This is a genomic window from Streptomyces sp. NPDC050535 (assembly GCF_044457665.1).
Classification (GTDB): Bacteria; Actinomycetota; Actinomycetes; order Streptomycetales; family Streptomycetaceae; genus Streptomyces.
This window is the reverse complement of sequence record NZ_JBITHE010000007.1, coordinates 116,744-142,918: the sequence shown is the minus strand read 5'-3', so window position 1 is coordinate 142,918 and position 26,175 is coordinate 116,744. Positions and strand designations below refer to the sequence as shown.

At 72.2% G+C, this 26,175-nt stretch carries 26 protein-coding genes and 1 riboswitch; of the genes, 11 read left to right on the top strand and 15 right to left on the bottom strand.

Going from position 1 to position 26,175, the window contains the following annotated elements; genetic code table 11:
- Positions 1 to 201: 201 nt before the first annotated feature.
- Genes ACIBLC_RS18115 through ACIBLC_RS18095 form a run of 5 tightly spaced genes read left to right on the top strand, consistent with a single transcriptional unit; the run spans position 202 to position 6,114 of the window.
- The gene (locus tag ACIBLC_RS18115; protein WP_399211952.1) at positions 202 to 3,213 is read left to right on the top strand and encodes a nitrate- and nitrite sensing domain-containing protein; all 3,012 of its coding nucleotides are present in this window, start codon (positions 202 to 204) and stop codon (positions 3,211 to 3,213) included.
- Positions 3,210 to 3,749, top strand: a complete 540-nt coding sequence (locus ACIBLC_RS18110; RefSeq protein ID WP_399211951.1) for a roadblock/LC7 domain-containing protein — start codon at positions 3,210 to 3,212, stop codon at positions 3,747 to 3,749. The genes ACIBLC_RS18115 and ACIBLC_RS18110 overlap by 4 nt, the downstream gene beginning before the upstream one ends.
- A complete protein-coding gene (locus ACIBLC_RS18105; RefSeq protein WP_399211950.1) occupies positions 3,746 to 4,153 on the top strand; it encodes a DUF742 domain-containing protein in 408 nt (135 codons plus the stop codon). The genes ACIBLC_RS18110 and ACIBLC_RS18105 overlap by 4 nt, the downstream gene beginning before the upstream one ends.
- Positions 4,134 to 4,808 carry a GTP-binding protein gene (locus tag ACIBLC_RS18100; protein WP_399211949.1) on the top strand — a complete coding sequence of 225 codons (675 nt, stop codon included), beginning with the start codon at positions 4,134 to 4,136 and terminating at the stop codon, positions 4,806 to 4,808. The genes ACIBLC_RS18105 and ACIBLC_RS18100 overlap by 20 nt, the downstream gene beginning before the upstream one ends.
- A 52-nt stretch (positions 4,809 to 4,860) precedes the next feature.
- Positions 4,861 to 6,114: a styrene monooxygenase/indole monooxygenase family protein gene (locus ACIBLC_RS18095; RefSeq protein WP_399211947.1), complete on the top strand. Its 1,254-nt coding sequence runs from the start codon at positions 4,861 to 4,863 to the stop codon at positions 6,112 to 6,114.
- Between the two features lie 4 nt (positions 6,115 to 6,118).
- On the opposite strand, the gene ACIBLC_RS18090 is transcribed toward ACIBLC_RS18095, so the two are convergent.
- From ACIBLC_RS18090 to ACIBLC_RS18040, 11 genes are all read right to left on the bottom strand, one after another.
- Positions 6,119 to 7,309 (bottom strand): NlpC/P60 family protein, encoded by a 1,191-nt coding sequence (locus ACIBLC_RS18090; protein ID WP_399211946.1) that lies wholly within the window; start codon positions 7,307 to 7,309, stop codon positions 6,119 to 6,121.
- A 102-nt stretch (positions 7,310 to 7,411) separates the two neighbouring features.
- Positions 7,412 to 7,708, bottom strand: a complete 297-nt coding sequence (locus ACIBLC_RS18085; RefSeq protein WP_399211945.1) for a hypothetical protein — start codon at positions 7,706 to 7,708, stop codon at positions 7,412 to 7,414.
- Between the two features lie 23 nt (positions 7,709 to 7,731).
- Positions 7,732 to 8,457 (bottom strand): TetR/AcrR family transcriptional regulator, encoded by a 726-nt coding sequence (locus ACIBLC_RS18080; protein ID WP_399211944.1) that lies wholly within the window; start codon positions 8,455 to 8,457, stop codon positions 7,732 to 7,734.
- Positions 8,458 to 8,507: 50 nt separating this feature from the next.
- Positions 8,508 to 8,693: a hypothetical protein gene (locus ACIBLC_RS18075; RefSeq protein ID WP_399211943.1), complete on the bottom strand. Its 186-nt coding sequence runs from the start codon at positions 8,691 to 8,693 to the stop codon at positions 8,508 to 8,510.
- A gap of 277 nt (positions 8,694 to 8,970) precedes the next feature.
- On the bottom strand, positions 8,971 to 9,909 hold the full coding sequence (locus ACIBLC_RS18070; RefSeq protein ID WP_399211942.1) for a diiron oxygenase: 939 nt from the start codon (positions 9,907 to 9,909) through the stop codon (positions 8,971 to 8,973).
- Positions 9,910 to 10,099: 190 nt separating this feature from the next.
- Positions 10,100 to 11,557 carry a penicillin-binding transpeptidase domain-containing protein gene (locus ACIBLC_RS18065; protein ID WP_399211941.1) on the bottom strand — a complete coding sequence of 486 codons (1,458 nt, stop codon included), beginning with the start codon at positions 11,555 to 11,557 and terminating at the stop codon, positions 10,100 to 10,102.
- A 58-nt stretch (positions 11,558 to 11,615) separates the two neighbouring features.
- Complete coding sequence (locus ACIBLC_RS18060; protein WP_399211940.1) at positions 11,616 to 12,992, bottom strand: FtsW/RodA/SpoVE family cell cycle protein; 1,377 nt, start codon at positions 12,990 to 12,992, stop codon at positions 11,616 to 11,618.
- Positions 12,993 to 13,090: 98 nt separating this feature from the next.
- On the bottom strand, positions 13,091 to 13,585 hold the full coding sequence (locus ACIBLC_RS18055) for an SH3 domain-containing protein (protein WP_399211939.1): 495 nt from the start codon (positions 13,583 to 13,585) through the stop codon (positions 13,091 to 13,093).
- A gap of 110 nt (positions 13,586 to 13,695) precedes the next feature.
- The gene (locus tag ACIBLC_RS18050; RefSeq protein WP_399211938.1) at positions 13,696 to 15,090 is read right to left on the bottom strand and encodes an ATP-binding protein; all 1,395 of its coding nucleotides are present in this window, start codon (positions 15,088 to 15,090) and stop codon (positions 13,696 to 13,698) included.
- Entirely contained in the window at positions 15,087 to 15,848 is a 762-nt protein-coding gene (locus ACIBLC_RS18045; protein ID WP_399211937.1) for a hypothetical protein, read from the bottom strand. The genes ACIBLC_RS18050 and ACIBLC_RS18045 overlap by 4 nt, the downstream gene beginning before the upstream one ends.
- Before the next feature lie 123 nt (positions 15,849 to 15,971).
- The gene (locus tag ACIBLC_RS18040) at positions 15,972 to 16,481 is read right to left on the bottom strand and encodes a dual specificity protein phosphatase family protein (protein ID WP_399211936.1); all 510 of its coding nucleotides are present in this window, start codon (positions 16,479 to 16,481) and stop codon (positions 15,972 to 15,974) included.
- A 98-nt stretch (positions 16,482 to 16,579) separates the two neighbouring features.
- On the opposite strand from ACIBLC_RS18040, the gene ACIBLC_RS18035 reads away from it, so the two are divergent.
- Positions 16,580 to 17,383 carry a nuclease-related domain-containing protein gene (locus ACIBLC_RS18035; RefSeq protein ID WP_399211935.1) on the top strand — a complete coding sequence of 268 codons (804 nt, stop codon included), beginning with the start codon at positions 16,580 to 16,582 and terminating at the stop codon, positions 17,381 to 17,383.
- Between the two features lie 106 nt (positions 17,384 to 17,489).
- On the opposite strand, the gene ligD is transcribed toward ACIBLC_RS18035, so the two are convergent.
- Positions 17,490 to 18,377 carry a non-homologous end-joining DNA ligase gene (gene ligD, locus ACIBLC_RS18030; protein WP_399211934.1) on the bottom strand — a complete coding sequence of 296 codons (888 nt, stop codon included), beginning with the start codon at positions 18,375 to 18,377 and terminating at the stop codon, positions 17,490 to 17,492.
- A 104-nt stretch (positions 18,378 to 18,481) separates the two neighbouring features.
- On the opposite strand from ligD, the gene ACIBLC_RS18025 reads away from it, so the two are divergent.
- Positions 18,482 to 19,555 carry a Ku protein gene (locus ACIBLC_RS18025; protein WP_399211933.1) on the top strand — a complete coding sequence of 358 codons (1,074 nt, stop codon included), beginning with the start codon at positions 18,482 to 18,484 and terminating at the stop codon, positions 19,553 to 19,555.
- Between the two features lie 46 nt (positions 19,556 to 19,601).
- Here ACIBLC_RS18025 and ACIBLC_RS18020 read toward each other — a convergent pair whose 3' ends face one another.
- Positions 19,602 to 21,377: a beta-ketoacyl-[acyl-carrier-protein] synthase family protein gene (locus ACIBLC_RS18020; protein WP_399211932.1), complete on the bottom strand. Its 1,776-nt coding sequence runs from the start codon at positions 21,375 to 21,377 to the stop codon at positions 19,602 to 19,604.
- Between the two features lie 265 nt (positions 21,378 to 21,642).
- A riboswitch (cobalamin riboswitch) is annotated at positions 21,643 to 21,784 on the top strand.
- Between the two features lie 34 nt (positions 21,785 to 21,818).
- Here ACIBLC_RS18020 and ACIBLC_RS18015 point away from each other — a divergent pair.
- Together ACIBLC_RS18015 and ACIBLC_RS18010 are read left to right on the top strand one after the other, a co-directional pair.
- A complete protein-coding gene (locus tag ACIBLC_RS18015) occupies positions 21,819 to 22,040 on the top strand; it encodes a CbtB-domain containing protein (protein ID WP_399211931.1) in 222 nt (73 codons plus the stop codon).
- Positions 22,041 to 22,060: 20 nt separating this feature from the next.
- On the top strand, positions 22,061 to 22,819 hold the full coding sequence (locus tag ACIBLC_RS18010) for a CbtA family protein (RefSeq protein ID WP_399211930.1): 759 nt from the start codon (positions 22,061 to 22,063) through the stop codon (positions 22,817 to 22,819).
- A 164-nt stretch (positions 22,820 to 22,983) separates the two neighbouring features.
- On the opposite strand, the gene ACIBLC_RS18005 is transcribed toward ACIBLC_RS18010, so the two are convergent.
- Entirely contained in the window at positions 22,984 to 23,574 is a 591-nt protein-coding gene (locus ACIBLC_RS18005) for a histidine phosphatase family protein (protein WP_399211929.1), read from the bottom strand.
- A 349-nt stretch (positions 23,575 to 23,923) separates the two neighbouring features.
- Positions 23,924 to 24,589, bottom strand: coding sequence for an alpha/beta hydrolase (locus ACIBLC_RS18000; protein WP_399211928.1), 666 nt, complete (start codon positions 24,587 to 24,589; stop codon positions 23,924 to 23,926).
- Between the two features lie 235 nt (positions 24,590 to 24,824).
- Here ACIBLC_RS18000 and ACIBLC_RS17995 point away from each other — a divergent pair, with 235 nt between their 5' ends.
- Complete coding sequence (locus tag ACIBLC_RS17995; RefSeq protein WP_399211927.1) at positions 24,825 to 25,409, top strand: sigma-70 family RNA polymerase sigma factor; 585 nt, start codon at positions 24,825 to 24,827, stop codon at positions 25,407 to 25,409.
- Positions 25,406 to 26,158: an anti-sigma factor domain-containing protein gene (locus ACIBLC_RS17990; RefSeq protein WP_399211926.1), complete on the top strand. Its 753-nt coding sequence runs from the start codon at positions 25,406 to 25,408 to the stop codon at positions 26,156 to 26,158. The genes ACIBLC_RS17995 and ACIBLC_RS17990 overlap by 4 nt, the downstream gene beginning before the upstream one ends.
- Positions 26,159 to 26,175: the final 17 nt, after the last annotated feature.

The following is a 26,175-nucleotide window of genomic DNA, read 5'->3' as shown; positions in this document are numbered from 1 at the left end:
CCGCCAACTCCCGTCCGATGTTCACTCCTTCGGGTGGCGGGCCGGATGATGCGGGACCACTGCCCACCGGCACTGGGAGGGTCGGGAGCCGGCGGGGTGCCCCTGCCTGAGTGAAGTCGAAGGCCTGGGGAGGGCGAACGCCCCAGTTGACCCACCGTCATCCGGGCCCATGGATAACACGAGTCAGGAATGCGAGCACCGGTGCAGAAGACGCGGCCGAGGCGCACAGGCAAGCAGACGTCCTCCACGGAGGGCGCCGGTGGCGCCGCCGCCGACTCGGCGGGGAGGGGCAGGACCGCCCGTGTACGCAGCCGGCTGATCGTCGCCGTGGCGGTCGTCGCGGCCGCCATCGCCGGCGCCGGGGCCCCCACCGTCCTGACCGCCTCGGGTCAGTTGAACGACTCCCAGAACCTGGTGACGCTCGCGCAGCGCACCCAGCAGGCGCTGATCCTCGCGCACTCGCTGGCCGACGAGCGCGACGAGGTCACCTCGTACATCGCCGCGGGCCGGCCGAAGGACAAGGCGCCCTCGGAGCAGCGCGGCGCCCGGGTCGACCGGCAGGTCGAGGAGCTGCGGGCGGACGAGGACGCCCCCGCGGCCCTGCTCACCGACCTCGACACCATCGCCTCGCTGCGCAGGGCGGCACTCACCGGCGCGAGCACCGCGCTCCAGGCGCACCAGTCGTACTCCGGCGCCATCACCGAACTCCACGCCCTCGCCGAGGACTTGGCCGAGCGGGTGCCGCCCCGCGCGGGCTCCGGCGCGCACTCCCTCGCCGAGCTGGACTCCGCCGTCCAGCAGTCCGCCGCCGCCCGTGGACTGCTCCTCGCGGCCCTCAGCGTCCCGCGCAGCACCCAGACCACCACCGACCCCTACACGGGCCTGACGACCACCACCAGCGTCTCGTCGGACGCGGACTCCAGGCAGCGCGACGCGCTCAGCGCCGCCGCCCAGCAGGCCCGCGTGCGCTCGGACGCGGCCCTCGCCGAGTTCCGCGAGAACGCGCCCAAGGCCGACAAGACCTCGTACGACTCCACGGTCACGGGGCCCGACGTCACCAACGCCGACAAGTACCTCTCGGGCCTCACCGACCAGCCGACGATCTCCGACGCCGAACTGGACACCAGCACCAAGAAGCTGGACACGGCGCTGTCCGCCCGCGTCGAGCTGATGCGCGGGGCCGAGGCATCCCTCAACAGCCGCCGCATCAAGGACCTCGAAGCGCTGCGGGACGACGACGTCACCGCGCTGGAGATCCGTATCGCGCTGATCGGCACCCTGCTGCTCGTCGCGGTCGGCGTCTCGATGGGCATGGCCCGCAGCCTCACCCGTCCGCTGGCCGTCCTGCGGCTCGGCTCGGCCCGTCTCGCCGCCGACCCGGGGGCGCAGGAGCCGGTCAGGTTCACCGGCCGCAACGACGAGTTCGCCCAGGTCGTCCGCTCCGTCAACACGCTGCACGCGCACGCCGCCGCGGCCCACGAGCGGATCACCACCCTCGAGGGCGACCGCAAGCACCTCATCGGCCAGCGCCAGCTGATGGCCGACGAACGCGACAAGCTGCGCACCGAACTCGCCGCGGCCGCCGCCCATCTGGAGCAGGTGCGCGGCAGCATCCACGGCACCTTCGTCAACCTGGCGCTGCGCACCCTGGGTCTCGTCGAACGCCAACTCGGCCTCATCGAGGGCCTGGAGGAGCGCGAGCAGGACCCCGACCGGCTCTCCACCCTCTTCAAGCTGGACCACTTCGCGACGGTCATGCGGCGCCACAGCGAGAACCTGCTCGTCCTCGCGGGCGCCGAGCACGGCCAGCATCACGCCGGTCCCGTCCCGCTCGTCGACGTCGTACGCGCCGCGGTCAGCGAGATCGAGCGGTACGAGCGGGTTCGCATCGCCACACTGCCGCCGCACGCGCACCTGGCCGGGTTTGCCGCGGACGACGTCTCGCACCTCGTGGCCGAACTCCTGGAGAACGCCGCGTCGTTCTCGCCGCCTGACATGGCCGTGGAGGTCTCCGGCTGGCTCCTGGAGAACGGCGAGGTGATGCTCTCCGTGCAGGACGAGGGCATCGGCATGACCACCGAGCGGATGACCCAGCTCAACTCCCGCCTCGCGGAGTTCGACCCCGAGGACGCCTACGACCAGGAGAGCGGCGAGGGACTCGGCCTCGGCCTGTACGTGGTGGCCCGGCTCGCCCACCGGCACGCGGTACGCGTCCGGTTGCGCGAGCAGAAGCAGGGCGGCATCGCGGTAGTCGCCGTCCTCCCGAAGGCACTGCTGGCCGCCGCCCCCTCCACGGCGGCCCCCTCCGCCGCGCCGGTCACCGGCGGCGCCCCCTCCGTCACCCTGCCCGGCGCGGACGCCGAGGCCAACTCCAATGTCCTGTACGGCCGTTCGACGCTCAAGGCGCCGGTGCAGGCGCCGACGCCCGCCGCGGACGAGGACCCGCTGATCGCGGCGGCGGCGCGTACGGCACGTGACGCCGAGGCCGAGGACACCCCGGAGGCCGGGGAGCCCGGGCTGCCCGCGCCGGCACCCGAGCCGCGGAACGAGCCGACGCCCGAGACCACGATGGAGCTCCTGGCCCCGGTACCCGAGGAGGAACCGTGGGCGGGCCGGGCCACCGGCACGGACACGGCGGCGACGACGGAAGCGTCCGAGGCGCCGACGCCCTCTCCCTCCGTCCCCGGGACCGTCGGGGCAGCCGGGACAACCTGGCCGGCCTCCGAGCCGGCGGATGCCTCCGGGCCCGTGTCGCTCACCGACCCGGAAGGCACCGAGGACGCCGAGGACGCCGAGGGCACCCCCGGGGCCAGTCACACCCCGCCACCCCCGGACGCCCCGCACCCGTCCCTCGCCAACTTCCCGACCCAGTCCACGTCCACGCCCTCCAGCGACCCCTACGCCATCGGCCCCGACAGCCACGAGCGGGTCGCGGACGCGGACGAGCGGATCACCGACAAGGGCCTGCCCAAGCGGACGCCGAAGATCTCCGCGCCGGTGGCGGCCCCGCGGCCCCGCGCCGGCGGCGTGGACGCCGACGCGCTGCGCCGCAGGCTGGGCGGCTTCCACCGGGGGGCGCAGGAGGGCCGCCGCGAGGTGGAGGCGGAGATCGCCGACCGGACCGCGGAGCTGAACACGCCCGCGGATGCCGCGCCACCGCGCGCACAGGACGTAGAACCATCGGGGGGCACAGTCGAGGAGGCAAGCAGTTGACCGCGCCCAGTACCTTCGGCCTGAGCAGTGAAGCCCGTAACCTGCACTGGCTGCTGACGAACCTCGTCGAGGAGGTGCCCGGCCTGCTCTCGGTCGCGGTCGTCTCCTCCGACGGCCTGCTGCTGCTCTCCTCCGACCCCGGCAGAAACGCGGAGGCCCGGGAGGCGAGGGAGGAACGCCCGAGCGGCCCCAAGGGGTCCGCCGCCGACCTGGCCACCATCGTCTCCGGCATCGGCAGCCTCACCATCGGCGCCGCCAAGCTGATGGACGGCGGCGCCGTCAAGCAGACGATGGTCGCGATGGACGAGGGCAGCCTCTTCGTCATGTCGATCAGCGACGGCTCGCTGCTGGGTGTGCACGGCTCCCCGGACTGCGACATGAGCGTGGTGGCGTACCACATGGCGCTCTTCGTGGGCCGCGCCGGGCATGTGCTGACCCCCGAACTCCGCATCGAACTCCGCAAGTCCTACGAGACCGAGGACGGTCCCGAAGGCGAGACCGTGAGCGCGAACAAGCCGACGGGGAGCGCCCGATGAGCAGTAGCGGTACACCCAGGCTCCCTGTCCGCGGCGGCGATCGCAAACCCGCCCGGGTCCGTCCCTACTCGCTCACCGGCGGCCGCACCCGCTTCGGGCACGTCCTGCTCGTGGAGACGTTCGTCGCGGCGCTCGAAGCCCCGGAGGAGCGCCGGGAGTTGACCAACGGCTCGCTGGAGACCCGGGTCATGCCCGAGATGCGGGCGATCGTCGAACTCTGCCGCCGGATGCGGACGGTGGCGGAGGTCGCCGCCCTTCTCAGGATGCCGCTCGGCGTGGTCCGGGTGCTCCTGAGCGACCTGGCGGACCAGGGAAAGATCCGTGTGTACGGAACCGGTCACGGCCCCGGACAGCCTGACCGCGCTCTGCTGGAAAGGGTGCTGAGTGGACTCCGTCGTCTCTGAGGGCGCGCCAAGAACCGCCTTCCCCAACGCAGTTGCCCCTCCCGAGGCGGTCTCGCCGCGCCCCGACGCCGACGAGAACCTCCAGGCCTGGCAGACCGACCGCACCCGCGCCCCGATCGCGACGAAGATCGTGGTCGCGGGCGGCTTCGGCGTGGGCAAGACCACGCTCGTCACCGCGGTCTCCGAGATCACGCCCCTCCAGACGGAGGCGCTGATGACCCAGGCCAGCGAGGAGACCGACGACCTCACCGCGACGCCCGAGAAGCTGACCACGACCGTGGCCATGGACTTCGGCCGCATCACGCTCGACGACGACCTGGTCCTGTACCTCTTCGGCACGCCGGGCCAGCAGCGGTTCTGGTTCATGTGGGACGACCTGGTGCGCGGCGCGATCGGCGCGGTCGTCCTCGCCGACACCCGCCGCCTCAAGGACTGCTTCCCGGCGCTCGACTACTTCGAGAGCTGCGGACTGCCGTACGTCGTCGCGGTCAACCACTTCGACGGCAGCGAGCGCTTCGAGCCCGAGGACGTACGCGAGGCTCTCACGGTGCCCCCGCACATACCTGTCATGATCATGGACGCGCGCCGCCGGATCTCGGTCGTGGAGACCCTGCTGGCCCTGGTCGGCCACGCGCTCGCAGTCAGCCCCGAATAGGGACCAGCCCCGAACGGGGACGACGCCCACGTACGTAGGAGACACCACCCGCATGCGGAAGATACTCGTTGTCGGAGCCGGCCAGTCCGGACTCCAGCTCGCCCTCGGCCTCCAGTCGCACGGGTACGAGGTCACCCTGATGTCGAACCGGACGGCGGACGAGATCCGCTCCGGCCGTGTCATGTCGACTCAGTGCATGTTCGACACGGCGCTTCAGCACGAGCGCGATCTCCAGCTGAACTTCTGGGAGTCCCAGGCCCCGAGGATCGAAGGACTCGGTGTCTCGGTCGCCGCCCCCGGCTCCTTCGACCCGGGCCCCTCGCAGCGCGCGATCGACTGGGTCGGCAAGCTCGACGGGTACGCGCAGTCGGTGGACCAGCGGGTGAAGATGGCCGGCTGGATGGAGACGTTCGCCCAGCGCGGCGGCCAGCTCGTCATCCACGGCGCGGCGGTCTCCGACCTCGACTACTTCGCCCGTACGTACGACCTGGTGCTGGTGTCCGCGGGCAAGGGCGAGCTGGTGTCCATGTTCGGCCGCGACGCCTCCCGTTCCCCGTACTCCGAGCCGCAGCGGGCGCTCGCGGTGGCGTACGTGCACGGTCTGGGCCCGCGCCCGGAGCACCCGGACTACGACGCGGTCCGCTGCAACCTGGTCCCCGGCGTCGGTGAACTCTTCGTCATGCCGACCTTCACCACCTCAGGCCGCGCCGACATCCTCTTCTGGGAGGGCATACCCGGCGGCCCGCTGGACGTCTTCCAGGGTGTCAAGGACCCGGCCGAACACCTCTCCCTGACCCTGGAACTCATGGAGCGGTTCACGCCGTGGGAGTACGCCCGGGCCACCAAGGTCGAACTGACCGACGCGCAGGGCACGTTGTCCGGCCGCTACGCGCCCACCGTCCGCAATCCCGTCGGCCGGCTGCCCGGCGGGGGACTGGTCCTGGGCGTCGCCGACGTGGTCGTGGCGAACGACCCGATCACCGGCCAGGGTTCCAACTCCGCCGCCAAGTGCGCCGCGGCCTACCTCGCCTCGATCGTCGAGCACGGGGAGAAGGAGTTCGACGAGACCTGGATGCGGGCGACCTTCGACCGGTACTGGGACACGGCTCAGCACGTGACGAAGTGGACGAACGCGATGCTGGGCGCTCCGCCGGAGCACGTCCTGAACCTCATCGGCGCCGCCGGCCAACTCCCCCCGGTCGCCGACCGGTTCGCCAACGGCTTCAACGACCCGGCCGACTTCGAGAACTTCTTCTTCGAGCCCGCCAAGACGCAGGCGTACCTGGCTTCGGTGACGGGGGCCTGACCTGTCACCCGGGGTGCGGCCGGTCCGACAGCCGCACCCCGCGCCCCTGCCGGGCCCTGTTGTAGCCGGTGTCCGCCCCGTTCAGTGAGCCCTTGGGGAGCTTCGGCGGTGTGTACTTGCGTTTCGGCAGTGGCTTCCCCCGGGGATCGGGACGCACCGCGCCCAGTACGGGATTGGCGGCGATGGGCGAGACCTTGATCCTCGTCCCGGGACGAGGAGCCTGTACGACCATCCCGTCCCCCACGTAGAGGGCGACGTGGGTGGCCTCGGGGAAGTAGATCACCAGGTCCCCCGGCCGCAGCTTGCTCAGCGCGATGCGGTGCAGTTGGGCCCACTGCTCCTGGCTGGTACGGGGGATGGGCCGCCCGGCATGCGCCCAGGCCTCCGAGGTGAGCCCCGAGCAGTCGTACGACTTCGGCCCCTCGGCGCCCCACTCGTACGGCTTCCCGATCTGCTTGACGGCGTACCGCAGGGCGTCCTCGCCCTCCCGGGATGGCCGCCGCGCGGTACTGCTGAGCGCACCCGAGGCCATGAACCTCTTCTGCGCCACGGCCTCCCCCGACTTCTCGAACTCGGCCAGCTCCGCGAGCTGCCCCACGGTCAGCGAGGCGAGCAGCTCCTCGACCTCCGCCAGCCGCCCGCGTACGTCGTCACGGGCCCTCTTCTGCCGCCCGGCGAGGGTGAGCTGTCCGTCCAGCGCCCTGCGTGCCGCCCGGGTGAGCCCGTCCGTCCGCTTCTCGTTGCCCACCACCCGCTCGACGGTCTCGGCCCGCTCCAGCGAGAGCTGCCGGAGCACATGCCCCTGGTCGAGCGCGTGCTGCGGATCGCGGGCGAGAAGCAGCCGTACGTACGAGGAGATCTCGGTCCTGCCCTGGTACTGCTGCCGGGCGAGCCGCCCCGCGGCGCCTCGGCTGTCGTGCAGCGAGATGCGGGCCTTGGCGAGGTCCTCGTCGAGCCGGACGACCTCGGCCCGCTGTTTCCGCAGCTTCTCCTCTGTCGCGTTGTACGTCTCGGTGGCCCGCTCCGCGTCCCGGTACAGCCGCTGAAGGTCCGTCAGCAACTCGACAACGGACCGCGAACCGGCCTCCGGGGGCTCCGGAGCGGCCGCGGAGGCCGGCGAGAACCCCAGCAGCGCCCCGGCGGTCACCGACACCACGACCGCCGTACAACCCAGCCGCCCAAACCTTCCTGACATGCCATCACCTCCGGTGCGGGGGTGGCCCGTCCACCTCTCACCGGCAGGATCGAGCGGATGGGGCCGGGGCGCGCGCCGGGTGGTCGGTTCGGCCGAAGAAGGTCACTCGTCGGCGTTGGCGCCCGGCGTGGCGCCGCCGGGTTTGGACCAGGGCCACTTGAGTCCGCGCCCCGCCTTCCCCTCGGGGTCGTACTCGTACCGCCACCCCAGATGCAGCCCGAGCCGCCTGCTCTGTCCGGCCTGCACCCGCCGGTACACGAGCACGGTGGGCGGCCCGCCGCCGGAGTCCGGCACCGGAACGCGGTAGACCTTGGGCGGATGCCCGGTGGCCCCGAGCAGCACGGGCAGTACCCGCCCGTCCAGCGGACCACCGACAAAGGGAGTGTCTTCGCTCTTCACCGCACCAGTGTCACAAAGACAGGTCAGAGCAGATGCGCGGCGTCGCCGATCACGGGAAGTACCCGCCGCCCCAGCGACCCCACGATCCCCTCCCGCGTCTCCGCGGCCAGCGCGGCCTTCACCACGGCGGCGGTCTGCGGATCCCGCCCGGCCGTGGCCACGACAGCCACCAGGAACTGCTCGACGAGCCAGTCCCGCAACTCGTCGAGCGGCGGCACCTTCCCCTCGTCGAGCCAGATGAGCGAGGCTGCCTCCACGGCGGTGATCCACATCCGTACGGTCATCCGCAGCTTCAGACCCGGGTCCCGCACCGCCAGATGATCAAGAATGTGCCGGGCGGCGGCCCGCCGCACCCCGTCCACGATGGCCGTGGTCCGGGAGGTCTCCACGACACTCCCGCCGTGCAGCAGGGCACTGAACCCGGCGTCGTGCTGGTCCACGAACGCGAGATACCGGTCGAGAGCCCGGGACAGCCGCTGCGTCAGCGGCCCCTCGGGAGGCTCCGCGAAACACTGCTCGAGCTCCTCGGCCGCCGACCGCAGCGCGGCTTCGTACAACTGCTGCTTCCCGCCCGGAAAGTACCGGTACACGAGCGGCCGCGACACCCCCGCCGCCTCCGCCACGTCATCCAGCGACACCTCCTCGGGCGCCCGCTGGGCAAAGAGCGACAACGCCGCCTCGAGCAGCTGACTACGCCGCTCCTCGACACCGAGCCGACGGTAAGCAGGAGTAGGAGCCGCAGAGGTCATGCCCGGCAGCGTAACCGCCCCACCACGCAACGAGCCCACGCTGCCCTCCATCACCCCACCGGCTCGCGGCCGCCGCCGTACGACGAATCGGGTACGTCGAGCCCCCGCCCGCCCGCCCGGTCGCCGCCGCGGCCGTACGACGGATCGGGTACGTCGAGCCCTCGCCCGCCCGCCAGGTCGCCGCCGCGGCCGCCGTACGACGGAAGGGGCCGTGTCGGTACATCAAATGCCCGCATCCGGACGGATCCCCAACCCCGCGAACCTTCCAGCCCACAGCGGATCCGTCCGGATGCGGGCGGATGTACCGGCGCGGCCCCCCCCCCCCCCCCCCCCCCCCCCCCCCGGGGCGGGCCCCCAAGCGGGCCGGCCCCCCACCCCCCCCCCCCCCCCACCCCCCCCCCCCCCCCCCCCCCCCCCCCCCCCCCCCGCCCCCCCCCCCGCGGGGGGGGGCCGCCCCCCCCCCCCCCCCGACCCACCCTCCCACCACGGCGACGAGGGCCGGACCAGAAGGCGTCAGGCCAACAACCCCGACGCCTTCCACAACCGCCGCCCAGCCCCCCGCAGCACCCCGATGTCATCCAGGAACTCCGTCAGCCGCCGAGCCCCGGTCTGCATCACTTCCCGCCGATGCCCACTCGCCTTCACCTGGGCAACCGCTTCCCGCCTGTCGAGCCCGACGTTCTCGTACACGTCGGGATTGACGAACGCGATGGAGAAGACGCGAGCGAACTCTCCCGACGTCACCCGCGTGTACTCCTGCGACCACCGAGGCGCCGTCACCATCTGCCGCCGCAGTTCCTCCCGCGCGTACCGCACATGCCGGGCCTCCTCCACGACGTGAATCCGCGTCACCCCCCGGACGAGCGTCTGCACCCGCTCGTCCGGAAAGGTCAACCGCTGCATCCAGTCGAGGATCTCCTCACCGAGCAGCGTCGCCGTGAAGGACCCGGGAGTGGTCGAGATGGTCTTGAACAGGCGCCCGAGGTTCGCGTGCAGCCGGTTCACCTGGTAGTACGGCGTCTCGCTCCGGGCGATCAGCCGGGCGAACATCTTCGAGTGCCGGCACTCGTCCTCGATCTCGGTCAGCGCGTACCGCACATGCGCACTCGTCGCCGCCTTGTCGTAGATGTGCCGCACCAGCAACTGCATCAGGATGATCTCGAACCAGATCCCCAGCGACGCCAGCGCCGCGGCCTCGTGCCGCGACAGCGCGATCCGCTGCTCCTCGCTCATCCGCCGCCACAGCGGGGTGTCGTACAGCGACACCAGCTCCGGCGGCCAGAACCACTTGCCGTCCTCGAACGGCGCGTCCCAGTCCAGCTCCTTGTCCGGGTCGAAGGAGTGCTTGGCGGAGGAGTCGAGCAGCCGCTCGGCCACCTGCTCCCGGTCCTTGAGCAGACCGAGCGCGTCGCGCAGCACCTCGGCTTCGGTCACGGTCATCGCTGTCCCCATCCAGGTCGTACGGGATGTGCGGGATCCCTCAGGCCGTACGGGATCCCGCGTGTTACCGCCGGTCACACCTTATGAGACCGCTCGTCAGCAAGCGAGTCAATCCCTCCCGCACGACTTGTTGACGACGCGTCTACAGCCGGACCCGCGCCACGGCCCTCACCCCTGGTCACTCCCGGTCACCCTCGGCATCTCACAACCCGAGCGCCGCCTCCATCACCGCCTTGGCGATGGGCGCCGCGTCCCCGCCCCCGCTGATCTCCCCCCGCTCCGCCGACGCGTCCTCGACCACCACCGCGACAGCCACCGCCGACCCCACGGAGTCGTCGGCCTCCGCCCAGGAGATGAACCAGGCATACGGCGTACCGGAGTTGCCGATGCCGTGCTGGGCCGTGCCGGTCTTGCCGCCGACGGTGGCGCCGGGAATGGCGGCGTTCGTGCCGGTGCCCTCCTCCACGACGTCCGTCATCAGCTCACGCATCCGCAGCGCGGTCGAGGGATTCATCGCCTGGTGCAGGGTCTCGGGAGCGTTGGCGGACACCGTGGCGCCGCTCCGGGTCGTCGTCTTCGCCACGAGATAGGGCGACTTGACGGACCCGCCCCCCGCCACGGCCGCCGAGATCATCGCCATCTGGAGAGGGGTGGCCCGGGTGTCGAACTGCCCGATGGAGGACAGCGCGAGCTGAGGGGTGTCCAGCCGCATGTCGAAGTTGCTCGGCGCGACCGCGAACGGAATCCGCAGCTTCCGGTCGTTGAAGCCGAAGTTCGCCGCGGTGCGCGTCATGTCGCGCAGCCCCACATCGACGCCCAGTTTCGCGAAGACGGTGTTGCAGGACCACTCGAAGGCGTACCGGAGCGAAGCGTTCTCGCAGCCCTCGACCTCGTTGGTGAGCCGGGTCGTCGTCCCGGGCAGCGTGTACGGGTCCGGGGAGTCGGTCGGCCGGTCGACATCGGTCACCACGCCCGCGTCAAGCGCCGCCGCGGCCGTCACCACCTTGAACGTCGACCCCGGCGGATACGTCTTCCGGATCGCCCGGTTGAGCATCGGTTTGCTCTCGTCCCCGTTGAGCCGCGCCCAGGCCTCCTTCACCGCCGGCCCGTTGCCGGAGAGCACCTCGGGGTCGTAGGAGGGCGTCGAGACCAGCGCCAGGATCTTCCCGGTGGACGGCTCGATCGCGGCCACCGCGCCCCGGCGCGAGCCGAGCCCTTCGTACGCCGCCTGCTGCGCGGCCGGGTCGAGGGTGGTGACGACCTTGCCGCCGGGGTTCTGGGAGCGCGTGAGGTCGTTCCACAGGGGGAGCGGGGCGAGCATCGGGTCGCTGCCGGAGAGGATGCCGTCCGCGGCGTTCTCCAGGAGCGCGGTCCCGTAGACCTGGGAGGCGAAGCCGGTGACGGGCGCGTACAACGGGCCGTTCTTGTACGTCCGTTCGTAGCGGAGCTGCTCGCCGCTGTCCTTGGAGCCGGTGACCGCCCGGCCGCCGACGAGGACGTCGCCGCGTGGCTGGCCGTATCGGGCGATCGGCTGACGGCGGTTGGCGGGGTTCTCGTCGTACGACCGGGCCTGGAAGACCTGGAGGCGTGTGGCGTTGCAGAGCAGGGCGACAAGCAGTACCGCGCACAGGGCGGCGGCTCTGCGGATGTAGCGCGTCACGACGCGACGACCTCCCGAAGTCCTACCCGAAGACGCGTCCGAAGCCGCACCCGACGAGTCACGGCGCCGCCGTCCCGTCGTACTGGCTCCGCGCCGAGTCACTGATCCGGATCAGCAGCGCCACGATGATCCAGTTGGTGACGACGGAGGAGCCGCCCTGTGCGAGGAACGGCATCGCCATGCCGGTGAGCGGGATCAGTCCGGTCACCCCGCCCGCGATGACGAAGACCTGGAGCGCCACGATCGAGGCGAGCCCGATCGCGAGGAGCCGCCCGAAGGGGTCGCGCAGGGAGAGGCCGGCGCGGTAGCCGCGCTCGACGAGGAGGGCGTACAGCAGGAAGATCGCGGACAGGCCGATCAGGCCGAGCTCCTCGCCCGCCGTCGCCAGGATGAAGTCCGACTTGGCGGCGAAGCCGATGAGGACGGAGTGGCCGAGCCCGAGCCCCGTACCGAGCATCCCGCCGGCGGCGAACGCGAAGAGGGACTGGGCGAGTTGGTTGGGCCCCTCGCCCGCCTCGATCGACGCGAAGGGGTGCAGCCAGTCCTGCACCCGGCTGTGCACGTGCGGTTCGAGCCAGCCGACGGCCACCGCGCCCACGCAGGCGAGCAGCAGGCCCACCGCGATCCAGCCGGTGCGGCCGGTGGCGACGTACAGCAGGATCACGAACAGCCCGAAGAAGAGGAGCGAGGTCCCCAGGTCCCGTTCCAGCACCAGTACGCCGACACTCAGCAGCCAGATCGCGACGATCGGCCCCAGGACGCGGCCGGTGGGGAGCTGGAGCCGCTTGAACCGCCAGATCTGCCGGCCGGTGTACGCGAGCGCGTTGCGGTTGGCGGCCAGATAGCCGGCGAAGAAGACCGCGAGCAGCACCTTCGCGAACTCGCCCGGCTGGATGGAGAATCCGGCGACGCGGATCCAGATGCGGGCGCCGTTCACGGCCGGGAAGAAGATCGGCAGGGTCAGCAGGGCGAGCGCGGCGGCGACGGAGACGTACGTGTAGCGCTGGAGAACGCGGTGGTCGCGCAGGAAGAGGACGACCGCGATGAAGAGCGCGACGCCGAGTGTCGACCAGACGAGCTGGGTGGGGGCCGCCTGGTCGCGGGGGGTCTCCAGGTCCAGCCGGTAGATCAGCACCAGTCCGAGGCCGTTGAGGAGTACGCCGATGGGCAGCAGCAGCGGATCGGCGTACGGCGCCCGGAAGCGCACCGCGAAGTGCGCGACGAGGGCGAGCACGCCGAGCCCGGCGCCGTAACCGGCGGCGCCGGGCGGGACGGTGCCGTTCTTCGCGAGACCGACAGCGCAGTAGCCGTACACACAGAGCAGGACGGCGACGACGATGAGGCTGAACTCGATGCCACGGCGCCGGGGCAGGCGTACGGCCGGGGCGGGCAGGTCCGCTGCCACCTTCGTTCCGGACATTCCGGGCTGGATCATGTCCGGAACGTAGCAAGCGGCGACCCTGATGTCCCGTTATGTAGTGATAAACGGGCTGTTCCGGTGTACCTCACGGGCCACGCGTGCCCGGTGCGGGTTCAGCACCAGCGGGGAGCCGGGCCGATGTTGTCGATGTAGCGCGCCGCGCCCCAGGCCCAGGTGCCGTCGGTGAGCTGGTACCAGAGGTGGTTGCCGTCGACGTTCTGGCCCGAGGTCTTGCAGAAGATGTGGACGACCTCGCCGTACCGCGCGACGCGGAGCACCCGGCTGCCGCGGGTCGGGGCGGTGCGCAGGGCCAGGCCGCCGCGGGCGGTGATGCGGCCCTTGTAGAGGCGGGGGTTGTCTCGGCCGTTGCCCCAGTCGCGGCCGTCGTTGTCCCGGCCGCCCTCCCAGTCGCGGCCGTCGCCGCCCCTGCCGGGGTCGCCCTCCTGGGAGTCGTCCCGCCCGTTGTCCCACTCGCGGCTGTCGCCGCTCCCGGGGTTCCAGTCCTCGTCGGCGAGGGCGGGGGTGGCGCCGGCGAGTGCGATGAGGCTGCCGGCGGCGAGAGTTATGGCGAGGCGGGTGTACGTCGACCGCAGTGGCTTGGGGGACACGGGGACTCCTCCAGGAAGGGGGCGAAACTGACTAATCGCCACATTAGGAGCGAGCCGGGGCGCGCGCAGGTCGCATTGCGCCATCGGGGATCCGGAGAAGTCGGGAGCCCTCAGGGCTCTTGGTGCGGCCCTTCGGGGCCATCGGAGTGAGGAGACCGCGAGCGGCGGGGGGAGCGCGGGGCGTGCGGGGACCGAGGGGTGTGCGGGGACTGAGGGAGTGTCAGCGTCGCCACCGCCCCGCCGTCGGGGGCGTTGGCGAACGTCAGTCGCGCGCCCAGCACCTCCGCCTGGCCGAGCGCGATGGTCAGCCCGAGCCCGTGCCCCTTCGCGCCGCCCTCCGTGCGGAACCGCTGGGGCCCGTGCTCCACGAGGTAGTCCGGGTAGCCGTCGCCGTGGTCCCGCACGGTGACGACCGGGCCGTCGACCGTCATTACCACAGGCCCCCGCCCGTGCTTGTGCGCGTTGGCCACCAGATTCCCGAGCACCCGCTCCAGCCTGCGCCGGTCGGTCTCCACCCGCGTGTCCCGCACGGCCCGCACCGCGGTCTCGGTCCCCGACGCCCGCACCACCCGCTCGGCCAGCGGAACCAGCGGCTCCGAATCCAGCTCGACGCGCTCCCGCCGCGCGTCGAGGCGGGAGATCTCCAGCAGGTCCTCGGTGAGCGTGCGCAGCGCGGCGACCCGGTCGCGGACCAGCTCGGTCGGGCGCCCCGGCGGCAGCAGTTCGGCCGCCGCGTGCAGCCCGGTCAGCGGCGTACGCAGCTCGTGCGCCACATCCGCGGTGAACCGCTGCTCGCTCAGCAGCTTGGCCTGCAACGAGGACGCCATGCTGTCGAGGGCCGCGGCGACGGCGGCCACCTCGTCCTGGCGGCGGGCGGGCGTCCGCGAGTCGTGGGGGCTGTCGGGGGTACGGGGGGCCGCGACAGTACGGGGATCGTTCACGCGCGCGTCCAGGTCGCCCGCGCTGATCCGCCGGGCGACCCGCGCCGTCGCGTGCAGCCGCCGCGTCACCCGGGACACCGCGAACGCTCCCACCAGCAGCGTCGCCCCGATCGCCAGCGCCGACGACCCCACGATCGCGCGGTCCAGCGCCCGGATGGCGTGGGCACCCTGCGAGTAGTCGAACCTGACGGCGAGGGCGCGGCCTCCGTCGGCCGGTCCGGCCGCCCACATCGTGGGGCGCCGGTCCTGGTCGTCGCCGACCATGGTGCCGCGCCGCCCGTCCGCCGCCAGCCCGGCCAGCCGCTCCGGCAGTCCCGGGAGACCGACGCCCGCGTCCGGCGGCAGCCGGTCCCCGGCCTCGTACGCCCTGGTCACCTCGGTGAGCCGGTCCAGTGCGCGGGCGCGCGCCTCGCCGACTGTCTGGTCGGTCACCGAGACGTGCACGAGGATGCCGAGGAGTGCGGCGAGGCCGCAGCACATCACCGTGATGAAGGCGGCGGCCTTCCAGGTGAGGGTCGCGGTCCACCGGGGGAGGCGCTGGAGGATCCGGCGGGGGCCTCTCATGAGGCGCTCGGGGAGGCGCTCGGCCGGGGAGCGGGGGACCCGGACGGGGTGGAGCCGTCGCCCACCCGCAGGATCTCGTCGCGCGTCGCCAGCATCGCGTGCTGGTGCGTGTCCCAGGACCAGACCGTGCGGTACTCGTAGCCGGGCAGTTTGGACGCGGCCCGGATGATCAGGTCGCTGCCCGCGAACTCGACGCCGATCACGGCGTCCGTGGTGTCCATGACCTGGACCAGGCGGTGCTTCTCGAAGGTGTAGACCCGCACGGCCAACTGGTCCCCGGGCAGGGTGAAGCCCAGCACCAGGTCGTCCTTGCCGTCGCCGGTGAGGTCGCGGTAGTACGACTGAAGGACCGGGCAGCCCTTGCCGCGCGGGGCGCCCCGAGAGTCCGGCGGATCGCACGCGCCGAGCCGCTCGGCGGTCTCGGGATAGTCCGCCTCCTTGCCGGTGTACTCGTCCGGATGGGCGGCGGCCTGGGCCCGCAGCGCCGCGACCGGGTCCACCCGGTGGATGTCGTCGTGCGCGGCCTCGATGCCCTCGACGACCTCGGTGTCCGCCTCGCCGTAGTCGAGCGCGGGCGTCGTGGCGGGCGCCAGCGTGGGCCACAGCCGGGACGGGCCCACGGCGGTGGGCGTCCCGCCCGCCGCGCGCAGACCGCCCGGGTCGCCGCAGCCGGCCAGTGCGAGCAGCGGAACCGCGGCGAGCAGGGCGAACGCCCTGGGCACGCGGCGGACCGTGCCCGCGCGGCGGTGGTGGGTCACTGCGCTCCTGCGAGGGGGATGGAAGGGCTAGAAGCTGACCTCGCACACCTTATTCGCATTATTCATAAGGAAGTCCTTTTTGTGCACCGGTCGGACTCGTGAGGAGTGGCAGCCGTGCCCGCTTCACGGCTCCGTCAGTTCCTCCAGCAGCCTGGCCGTGGTGAGACCGGTCCGCAGGTACTCCACGAACAGCTCGTTGTGCAGCGCCCACGGCGAGCGCCGGCTCCGTATCAGCCGTATCGCCTCGTCCGCGGTGTGCCCCGCGCGCATCAGCGCGTGCCCGACCACGAGCCCTGAACGGTTGTATCCGTGGAAGCAGCGGACCAGGACCCGGCGCCCGTCCTCCAGGGCGTCGTCGGCGGCCTGTGCGAGACGGATGACGCCCGCCAGCTGCGTACCGTCGAGGGGCCCGTCGGGGACCGGCCACACATGGTGCTCGACACCCGGGGCAGGGCCGTGCCCCGACAGCCGCAGCAGGGACAGGACCAGGTCGAACTCGTCGTGCACGACGGCGAACTCCGGGTCTCCGGAGCGTCCCGCGAACGTGTGTCCTCCCATCCACAGACCGGGCACGATCTCGCTCCACGGGCTGTCCGGGGCCGGAACATCCGATGGCCTTCCGCGGGTTCGCAACGGCGCCTCCCACCAACTCCCCCAACTGCTCACAAAGGTAACCGGGTTCTTGCCCCTGGAGCACCCCGCCTGTTCCCATGGTCGTGGGGTGATGGTGCATGAACGGACTGCGCGTCATACCGACCTGGCGGCACGGCCGGCAGCGGCTGTACGTCTGTCGGACGGACGGGAGGAACGTCGCCTGGTACGACCGTGAGTCGGCCAGGGTCAACCTGATCAGTGAGGACCGCAGAGAGGACGTGCTCGACGCGCTCGGCCCGTTCCTGACCGGCCCGGTGACGGTGGGGCCGCCGCCGGTTCCCACCCCGGCGGAGCTGGCCCGTCTCACCCTCCACCCGGACGACGACCTGGCGCCGAACCGGCCCGGCGAGGCGCTGGTGATCGCCCTCGACCGCGACCCGGGCCCGGCCCACCGGCTGCGCCCCGACCCCCGGCGCCGCGCGCTCGCCGCCGAGCAGGCGGTCGGCGACGCCCTCGACCACCTGGAGGGCGCGGGTTGGCACACCCTGCACTCGATCCCGCTCCCGGGCGGCGACCGTCTCCACCACCTGGTCATCGGTCCCGGCGGCCTCTTCTCCGTGCGCGCCCTGTACGCCCGTAAGCAGCGGGTCCTCGTGGCCGACCCGATGGTCTCCATCGGCCGCCGCGAGCCGCAGCCCCTGCTCCGGCGCGTCCGCGCGGACGCCGACCGCGCCTCGTACGCCCTGACGGCCGAGGTCCGTCCCGTGCTCGCCGTGGCGGGCCCCGCCGACCTGAACGTCACCGTCCCGCTCCGCGAGGCCCAGGTACTCACGGACACCGACCTCGCCGCCCTGGCCCGCCTGGGCGGCCTGCTGAAACCGGCGGACGTGGAGGCACTGCACGCGATGGCGCGCGACCGCCGCACATGGACAAGGCTGTGATCTTTTAGTCCGTCCGGCGTTTGAGGACGAGCGCGAAGCGCGAAAGGGGGGTCTGGGGGCGCAGCCCCCAGGAACGGGACGGGAAGGGGCGGAGGGGGCGAAAAACTCACGGCGAGGGCAGGGCACGGGCGCGCCCCGCATCCAGCAGCGGCGCGAGCAGATCCCCGTACTCCTCCAGCCGCGCCGCGATGTCCGGAGCCTGAAAGACCAGCCCGGAGGGCACCCGGCACTCCGCGACCTCCTCCCAGGTGACGGGAGCCGACACCGTCGGCTCGGCCCGCGCCCGCAGCGTGTACGGCGCCGCCGTGGTCTTCCGCGCGGCGTTCTGACTCCAGTCGACGAACACCTTCCCCGCCCGCAGGTTCCGCGTCATCCGGTGCACCACCAGCCGCGGCAGCTCCCGCTCCGCCGCCACGGCCAGCTCCTTGGCGTACTCCGTCACCCGCCCGGAGGGCGTCGGCTCGAGCCCCGCCAGCAGATGCAGCCCCTTGGACCCGGACGTCTTCGCGTACGTCTCGATCCCGTCCGCGGCCAGCCGTTCCCGGAGCCAGAGCGCGACCTCGCAGCACTCCACGACGGTCGCGGGCGCTCCCGGGTCGAGATCGAGGACCAGCCGGTCCGCGTCCCCCGGCGCCCCGACGATCCATTGGGGTGTGTGGAACTCGGTGACCAGGTTCGCCGCCCACATCAGCGTCGGCAGGTCCTGGACCAGCACCATCCGGGCCGGCCCCTCGGACCGGGGCACCTCGGCGGTGGTGACCCACTCGGGCGTACCCGGCGGCACGTTCTTGGCGAAGAACACCTGGCCGTCGGGTCCGTCCGGATAGCGCAGGAAGGACACCGGCCGGTCCCGGAGGTGGGGCAGCAGGACCTCGGCGGCCGTCGCGTAGTAGTGCAGCACCTCGCCCTTGGTGAAGCCGGTCGCCGGATAGAGGACCTTCTCCAGATTGCTCAGCGCGAGCCTTCGCCCCTCCACCTCGGTGATCGGCGTCATACGATGACAATCCCATAAAAACGGCTGATATCGAACGGAAGTCGTCGCGGACGAAAGGTCGCGGACGAAAGCCGTCGCGAACAGAGGCCGTCGCGGACGGAAAGGTGCTGCACGTGCGATCCATATGGAACGGCGCCATCTCCTTCGGCCTGGTCAGCATCCCGATCAAGCTGGTGAACGCCACGGAGAGCCACGCGATCTCCTTCCGTCAGATCCACCTGGAGGACGGCGGCCGCATCCGCTACCGCAAGTTCTGCGAGGCGGAGGACCGCGAGGTCACCGGCGGCGAGATCGGCAAGGCGTACGAGGACGCGGACGGCACGCTGATCCCGATCACGGACGAGGACCTGGCCCAGCTGCCCATCCCGACCGCCAGGACGATCGAGATCGTGGCCTTCGTGCCGGCCGACCGGATCGACCCGCTCCAGATGGACACGGCGTACTACCTGTCCGCGAACGGCGTCCCCGCCGCCAAGCCGTACACCCTTCTGCGCGAGGCCCTGAAACGCAGCCAGAAGGTCGCCATCGCGAAGTTCGCCCTGCGGGGCCGGGAGCGCCTCGGCATGCTGCGGGTCGTCGACGACGTCATCGCCATGCACGGTCTGCTCTGGCCGGACGAGATCCGGGCGCCGCAGGACGTCGCCCCGGACGCCGGTGTCACCGTCCGTGACAAGGAACTGGACCTGGCGGACGCCCTGATGGACACCCTCGGCGAGGTCGAGCTCGCCGACCTGCACGACGACTACCGCGAGGCCGTCGAGGAACTCGTCACCGCCAAGGCCTCCGGTGTGGAGGCCCCCGCCGCACCCGCCGGCGAGAAGACCGGCGGCAAGGTACTCGACCTGATGGCCGCCCTGGAGAAGAGCGTGCGCGCGGCCAAGGAATCACGGGGCGAGGGCGAGGAATCCGGCGAGGCAGCCGAGGTGAAGCGGCTCCCCGCCCGTACGACCCCCAAGGAGGTCGGCGGAAAGAAGTCGACGGCGAAGAAGTCGGCCGCCAGGAAGACGACGGCGAAAAAGGCGACGGCGAAGACTTCGGCGGCGAAGAAGGCGACCGACAGAACGACCGCCAAGTCGACTGCCCAGGCCGCCGGCAAGAAGGCCGCTGCCAAGAAGACCACCGCGAAAAGCGCCGCCGCGGCGAAGAAGGCGGCACCCCGAAAGCGCGCGTCCGCCTGAATCGCACCGGGCGAGCGGATGTCCTCCCGGGCCCGCGTCGCCGGGGTCACGCCAGGCGCCGGAGTGCCAGCACCGCGTTGTGGCCGCCGAATCCGAACGAGTTGCTGAGGGCGAGGTCGCCGAGGGCGGGCAGTGGCCGCGGCGTCCTGGTCACCACGTCCAGTTCGATGGCGTCGTCCTGGTCCTCGCAGCCGATGGTGGGCGGAATGACTCCGTGGTGGAGGGTGAGCACGGCGGCCACGGCCTCCACCCCGCCCGCGGCGCCCTGGAGATGACCGAGGTGGCCCTTGAGCGCGGTCACGGGCACGCTCCCGCCGAGTACGGCCCGCAGGGCGCCCGCCTCCGCGAGGTCGCCGTCGGTGGTGGCGGTCGCGTGGGCGTTGACGTGGATGACGTCCACTGCATGGGCGCCGGCGTCCCGTACGGCTCGTCGCATCGCGAGCGCGACACCGCTGCCGGAGGGGTCGGGCGCGGCCATGTGGTGGGCGTCGGCGGACAGTCCCCACCCGGCTGCCTCGCAGTAGATCCGCGCCCCGCGTGCCCGCGCGTGCTCCTCGGCCTCCAGCAGCAGGAAACCGGCGCCCTCCCCGTTCACGAAGCCGTCGCGGTCGCGGGCGAACGGCCGGGAAGGGCTGGCCGATCCGCCGTCTCCGAGCCCGTGGGTGGACAGGGCGCGCATCGCGGCGAACGAGGCCATGATCGCCGGGGTGACCACCGCCTCCGCGCCACCGGCCAGGGCGACGTCGACGTGCCCGTACCGGATGCGGTCGACGGCCTGCCCGATGGCCTCGGTGCCGGAGGCGCAGGCGCTGCTCACGGTGCGGGCCTCGCCGGTGATCCGCAGCGCGAGCGACACCTGCGAGGCGGCCTGGGAGGGCACGGTCATCGGTGTGGTGAGCGGTGACACGGCACGCGGCCCCTTCTCCCGCAGCCGCCGGTCACCGCCGACGAGCACGGAGGCGTCGCCGAGGATGGCGCCGACGCTGATCCCGACCCGCTCGGGATCGAGCCCGCTCTCGACCGTCCCCGCGCCGTCCAGCTCGCCGTCCCGCCAGGCCTCGCGCGCCGCGATCACCGCGAACTGCGCGGCCCGGTTCATCCGCCGGGCCTGCGGCCGGGGCAGCAGCTCCGCGGGATCCACGGGAACGGACCCCGCGAGCCGCACCGGCAGCCCGGCGAACTCCTCACCCGCCAACTCCCTTATCCCGCACCGCCCTTCGACCAGTCCCTGCCAGAGCTCGGCCACCCCCACACCGAGCGGCGTCACGGCTCCGAGCCCGGTGACCACGACCCGCCGAGGCCGTACGGCGCCGGCGGCCGCACTCGCACGGGGCCGCGGAAGATGCCGTACGACATGACCCTCGGCGACTTCCCGCGCGACCCGTTCGCGCAGCTGCGAGTCCGACTCGGGCTCCTCGTCCCGGCTCTCCAGATCCCGGTACCACCGGCCCCACCGGCGGCTGTACGACTCCTCGACGGCCCCGGGGTCGACGGCGCGCAGGGAGGTGATCCGATCGCCGTCCCTGAATTCGACCGTTTCCAGACCGGCCGAATCGATCTCGGGAATTCCGGCGACATCCACACGCCGACTCCCCACCGTCACTTGGTGATTCCGCGGGAATACCCGTTCGTGATCACTTCCGCCGAGAGGCGGTCGCAGAGCCAGCCGAATGGTCTGCGGGTTCTCCGGCAGGGTGTGCATCACCACGTACCACCGGTTCGCCGTCACGTCCTCTTCCGACAGCGCGAGAAGATCACCGGGTATCACTTCGGCGACGGTGACGGGGTGGGGCTGTACGGGGACGTCGGAGGAATCGCGCATGGGAGGGATCCTTCTGTGCCGATTGAATGGGAAATATCCCGCCCAACTGTCAGCGACAAAGAACCCCTTGGCTAGACGCGTCCGCCGCTGATGTGCGCAATGTCACCCCATCGCGGGCAGCGTTCTTCCCGCCTGGTATTCGCGAGGATGCGGCGTCGGCCCGCCAACCGGCCCCGGGAGTCAGGGGTTTCGGACAGGGGACGGACGACCGGTCGCCGGACCGGAGAAACGGATCACGCCTGGTGGCCTGGTCTTGGCCATGTACCCGCCACGCGGTACCGTCGGTGCGATATCGACGACGGCAGAACGGAAGCCGGTGGGAACCCGGCACGGTCGCGCCACTGTGTGCCACCCCTTATGCGAGAGGGGGGCAAGTCAGACCCGTAGCCGTCGTCCAGTGCACCACCGAGATGGGACGCGAACTCCCGAGGAGGCCCTGCCATGGCGCAGCATGTCGCCCAGCCGACGCCCACCACCCCCGCCATCCCGGCGAAACTGCCGCTCAAGGACATCGCTCCCTGGGCGGTCTTCTTCGGCATCCTGATGCTGGTCCTGCTGTACTTCGTCGGCGCCGAACAGGGCGCCACCTCCGTCGTCTCCGGCGGGGAAGTCCACGAGTGGGTGCACGACGCACGCCACCTTCTCGGCTTCCCCTGCCACTGACGAAGGACTCGGCGCAGCTCATGAACTCCGCAACGGTAAGAAATCTCCTCGTGCGGGGCATGCTCGCCGGCCTCGGTGCCGGCGTGCTCGCCCTGATCGTCGCCTACTTCCTCGGTGAGCCGAGCGTCGACAGCGCGATCAGCTTCGAGGAGTCCCGCGCCGCGGGCCACGAGCACGAGGTCGAACTCGTCTCCCGCAGCCTGCAGTCCACCGCGGGCCTGGCCACCGGCGTCCTGGTCTACGGTGTCGCCTTCGGCGGCATCGCCGCCCTCGCCTTCTGCTTCGCGCTCGGCCGCGTGGGCCGCTTCAGCCCGCGCGCCACCGCGCTGCTGCTGTCCGGCTGCGCCCTGCTCGCGGTCTACGTCGTGCCGTTCCTGAAGTACCCGGCCAACCCGCCGGCGGTCGGCGACCACGACACCATCGCCAAGCGCACCACCCTGTACTTCCTGATGATGGTGCTAGGCGTACTGCTGGCGATCGCCGCGACCATCCTGGGCAAGCGGCTCGCGCCGAGACTGGGCACCTGGTACGCCACCGTCGCCGCGGTGGCCGCCTTCGCCCTCGCGATCGGGCTGGCGTACGCGTTCCTGCCCGTCATCAACGAGGTCCCCGCCGATTTCCCGGCCGCCGTGCTGTGGCGGTTCCGCGTCTCCGCGCTGGCCATCCAGATCACCCTGTGGGGCGGATTCGGCCTCGCCTTCGGCGAGTTGGCCGAACGGCTGCTGAACCCCGGCCCCGCGAAGGTCGCAACGGCCCGGCCGGTCGCCGCCCCCAACTGACCCGTCCCGCGACACCGGTGAGGGCCCACGGAACCGTCCGGGGGCCCTCTCGCGTTTTCCGGTGAGGACCCATCAAGTGCGCGGCGAGCGGGGAGGAACGGCTTCCGGCGGATGTCGGACCCGAGGGAACCGGGAGTCTCCGGCCGCTGCCCGGCCCTCGCGGCTCAGACGTCCGCGCCGGCCTCCGGTTCGTCCAGCAACCGTCCCAGCCGCAGGTTCCAGCGCCCGGCCCGGCCGCTGAGCTCCGTCGCCGTCAGCGGAGGCACGTCCAGCCGCCAGAACGCCTCGGCGGGCAGGCCCAGGGCGTGGACGACGGCCGCCCGTACGATCTCCGGCTCGACCACCGCGAGCGTGCGGCCGTCGGTGTCCGCCACGCTGTCCAGCCAGCTCCCGACCCGGGCGCACAGATCCTCGACCGACTCCCCGCCGTGGGGTGCCGAGGCGGTGTCGGCGAGCCAGCGGGCCACCGCCTCCGGCTCGGCGGCGCCGACCTCGTCCAGCGTGCGGCCCCGCCAGCGGCCCGCGTCCCATGCCGCGGGCCCCGGAGCGTCCTCGGCACGGAGACCGAGTGCCGTCGCCGTCTCGCGGCACCGCACACTGGGCGTGGCGACGACCCGGACAGCGCGGGGGAGCGATCCGGCCGCCGCGTGTGCCCGGGCCGCTCCCGCGTCGTCGATCGAGTCGCCGTCGTCGAAGCGGGCCTGCCGCAACGCCCGGCTCGTGGCGGGCGAGATGAAGATGACACGGCTGGTCACGGGAAGGCTCCTCCTGCTGGTGTCACGGGTTCGGGTCTCCACCGGGTACGGCATCCGCGTACGGCATCCGCGTACGGCGGCCGGGTCGCCGGCCGTCAGCCGACCGGGGGGACGGGCGTGAACCTAACACCCACCGAGCTCGTCGATTTCGCAGGTCCGCAGCTCCAGGCCGTACAGATTCGGCGAGTTGGGGCGACGCCCCCCGGCGTACGCACTCACGCCCGCCGGGGAAACACAGGGCCCCCGGCCGGTCCTGCGGCCCAACAACCCCGCCCCGAAACTCCGTTGGAGCAGCAGAGACCGGGGCGGGCACCGGCCCCGTCCACGGCGGGGGCCCGCGGGATCCGGGTCACACGGTCGTGCAGCCGGCCCGCAGGAAGCCGACGACCGCCGAGCCCGCGGCACGGTGCCAGGTCGGTACGCGGCGGAGCATGGCGTGGTCGCCGCCCGGGATCACTACGACGTCGGCGCGGGCGCCCGCCTCGCGGGCCCGGTGGACGAACGACACGGACGCGTGCGGGTCGGTGACGCGGTCGCGGTCTCCGTGCAGGACCAGGACGTCCTTGTCCCGGAGGTGGGCCACCGGTTCGCCGTCCGGAATCCAGGGCGCGAGCGCCAGTACGGCACGGACCTGCGGCTCGGCCGCGGCACGCAGGGCCGCGCGACCGCCCATCGAGTGGCCCACCAGGACGACCGGGACGTCTCCGGCGAGCCGCGCGAGTTCCCTCAGCGCCTGCCGGGCGTCCCGCAGGGGGTCGGCCGCGCCGCCGTTCCAGCCGCGCAGCCGGTAGCGCACCTCTCCCAGCAGGACGGAGTCCTCCGGCACCGCCGCGGCGACCGCCCCCACGAAGGGCCGCATCCGCAGAGCCGCCAGGTGCCAAGGCCGCGACGGCGTCAGGCCGTCCGCCCTGCCGCCGTGCAGGAACAGGACGGCGGCCCGGGCCCGGCGCGGGACCCGGCGAGGCACCAGCGCGCCCGCCGCCTCGGGGGCGAAATGCTGCTCGTGCCCTGCCATGCGTGCTCCTCGCGTACCGTCGGGTCGTAGTCACCGAGAACATCAGCCGTTCTCCGATGATTCGTTGCCGGACGCCCGGTGGCTTGGTCGCCCGGCGGAGGGCATTGCCGTCCGCTCTCCGCCATCCTTCCCGTGCCATCCGGCTCCACCTGCGTTTTTATCGGTGCGAGGACCAATCCGTGGCCCTCTCAGGATCGGATTACGTCCGGAGATGTCCCAACCACGGAGGACCCCCGTGAAAGAAGCCGTGCACATCGGCAGAAACCCCTCGAGCGAACCGGATCTTCAGGAGTTGGTCGGTCAGGTCGCCCTGGGTGAGGAAGGCGCGTTCGCGTCGGTCTACGACGCCGTGGTCAATCCGGTCCTCGGCGTCGTCCGCGCCGTCCTGCGCGACCAGGCGCAGTCGGAGGAGGTGGCCCAGGAGGTCCTGGTGGAGGTGTGGCGTACCGCTCCCCGGTACCGCCCCGACCGCGGCACCGCCATCAACTGGATCCTCACCCTGGCCCACCGCCGCGCGGTCGACCGGGTGCGCTCGGTGGAGGCCGCGGCGGCCCGGGACCACAAGGCGGCCCTCCTGGAGCACACCCCCGAGTACGACGAGGTGAGCGAACAGGTGGAGGCGCGGCTGGAGCGGGAGCAGGTACGCCGCTGCATGCGCACCCTCACCGACATCCAGCGTCAGGCCGTCCAGCTCGCCTACTACCGCGGGCTCACCTACCGACAAGTGGCGGAGGCACTGGCGCTTCCGCTGGGCACCGTCAAGACGCGCCTGCGCGACGGGCTCATCCGGATGCGCGACTGCCTGGGGGTGACCGCGTGATCACCGTCGATCTGCACCAGCTGACCGGTGCCTACGCCCTGCACGCCCTGTCCGACGAGGAACGCGAGGCCTTCGAGCGGCACCTCCCGGGCTGCGAATCCTGCGCGCAAGAGACCGCCGAACTCTCCGCCACCGCCGCCCGCCTCGGTCTCGCCGTCTCCGTGACGCCCCGCCCGGCGCTGCGGGAACAGGTGCTGCACCGGATCGCCGGCGTCCGGCAGGAGACACCCGGTGGCCCGACCGTCACCCGCTCCGGCCGCGCGGCGCTGCGGGCCCGCCCGCTGTCGCGCTGGGCGCTGGCCGCCTGTCTCGCGGCGGCGGCCGCGCTCGGCGGCACCGCGGTCTGGCAGCACCAGCGCGCCGAGGACGCCATCGAGCAGGCCGACCGCGCCGAACAGGGCACCGACCAGATCGCCGCCGTGCTCACCGCGCCCGACGCCAGGACCAAGGTCGCCGAACTGGCGGACGGCACCAGCGGCACCGTCGTGGTCTCCGACAGCCGGGACAGGGCGGTGTTCGCCGTCTCCGGGATGGCGGCGCCGCCCAGTGGAAAGGTCTACCAGCTGTGGTTCGACGACGGCGGAACCATGCGCTCCGCCGGTCTGATGAACCCCGGCCGCAGCGACCAGACCGTCCTGCTGAAGGGCGCTGTCGACGGTGCGTCGGGCATGGGCATCACCGTGGAACCGGCGGGCGGCTCGGACCGGCCCACATCCGCTCCGCTCGCCCTGATGGAGTTCCCCGCCTGAGGGAGCGGGGTCCCGCC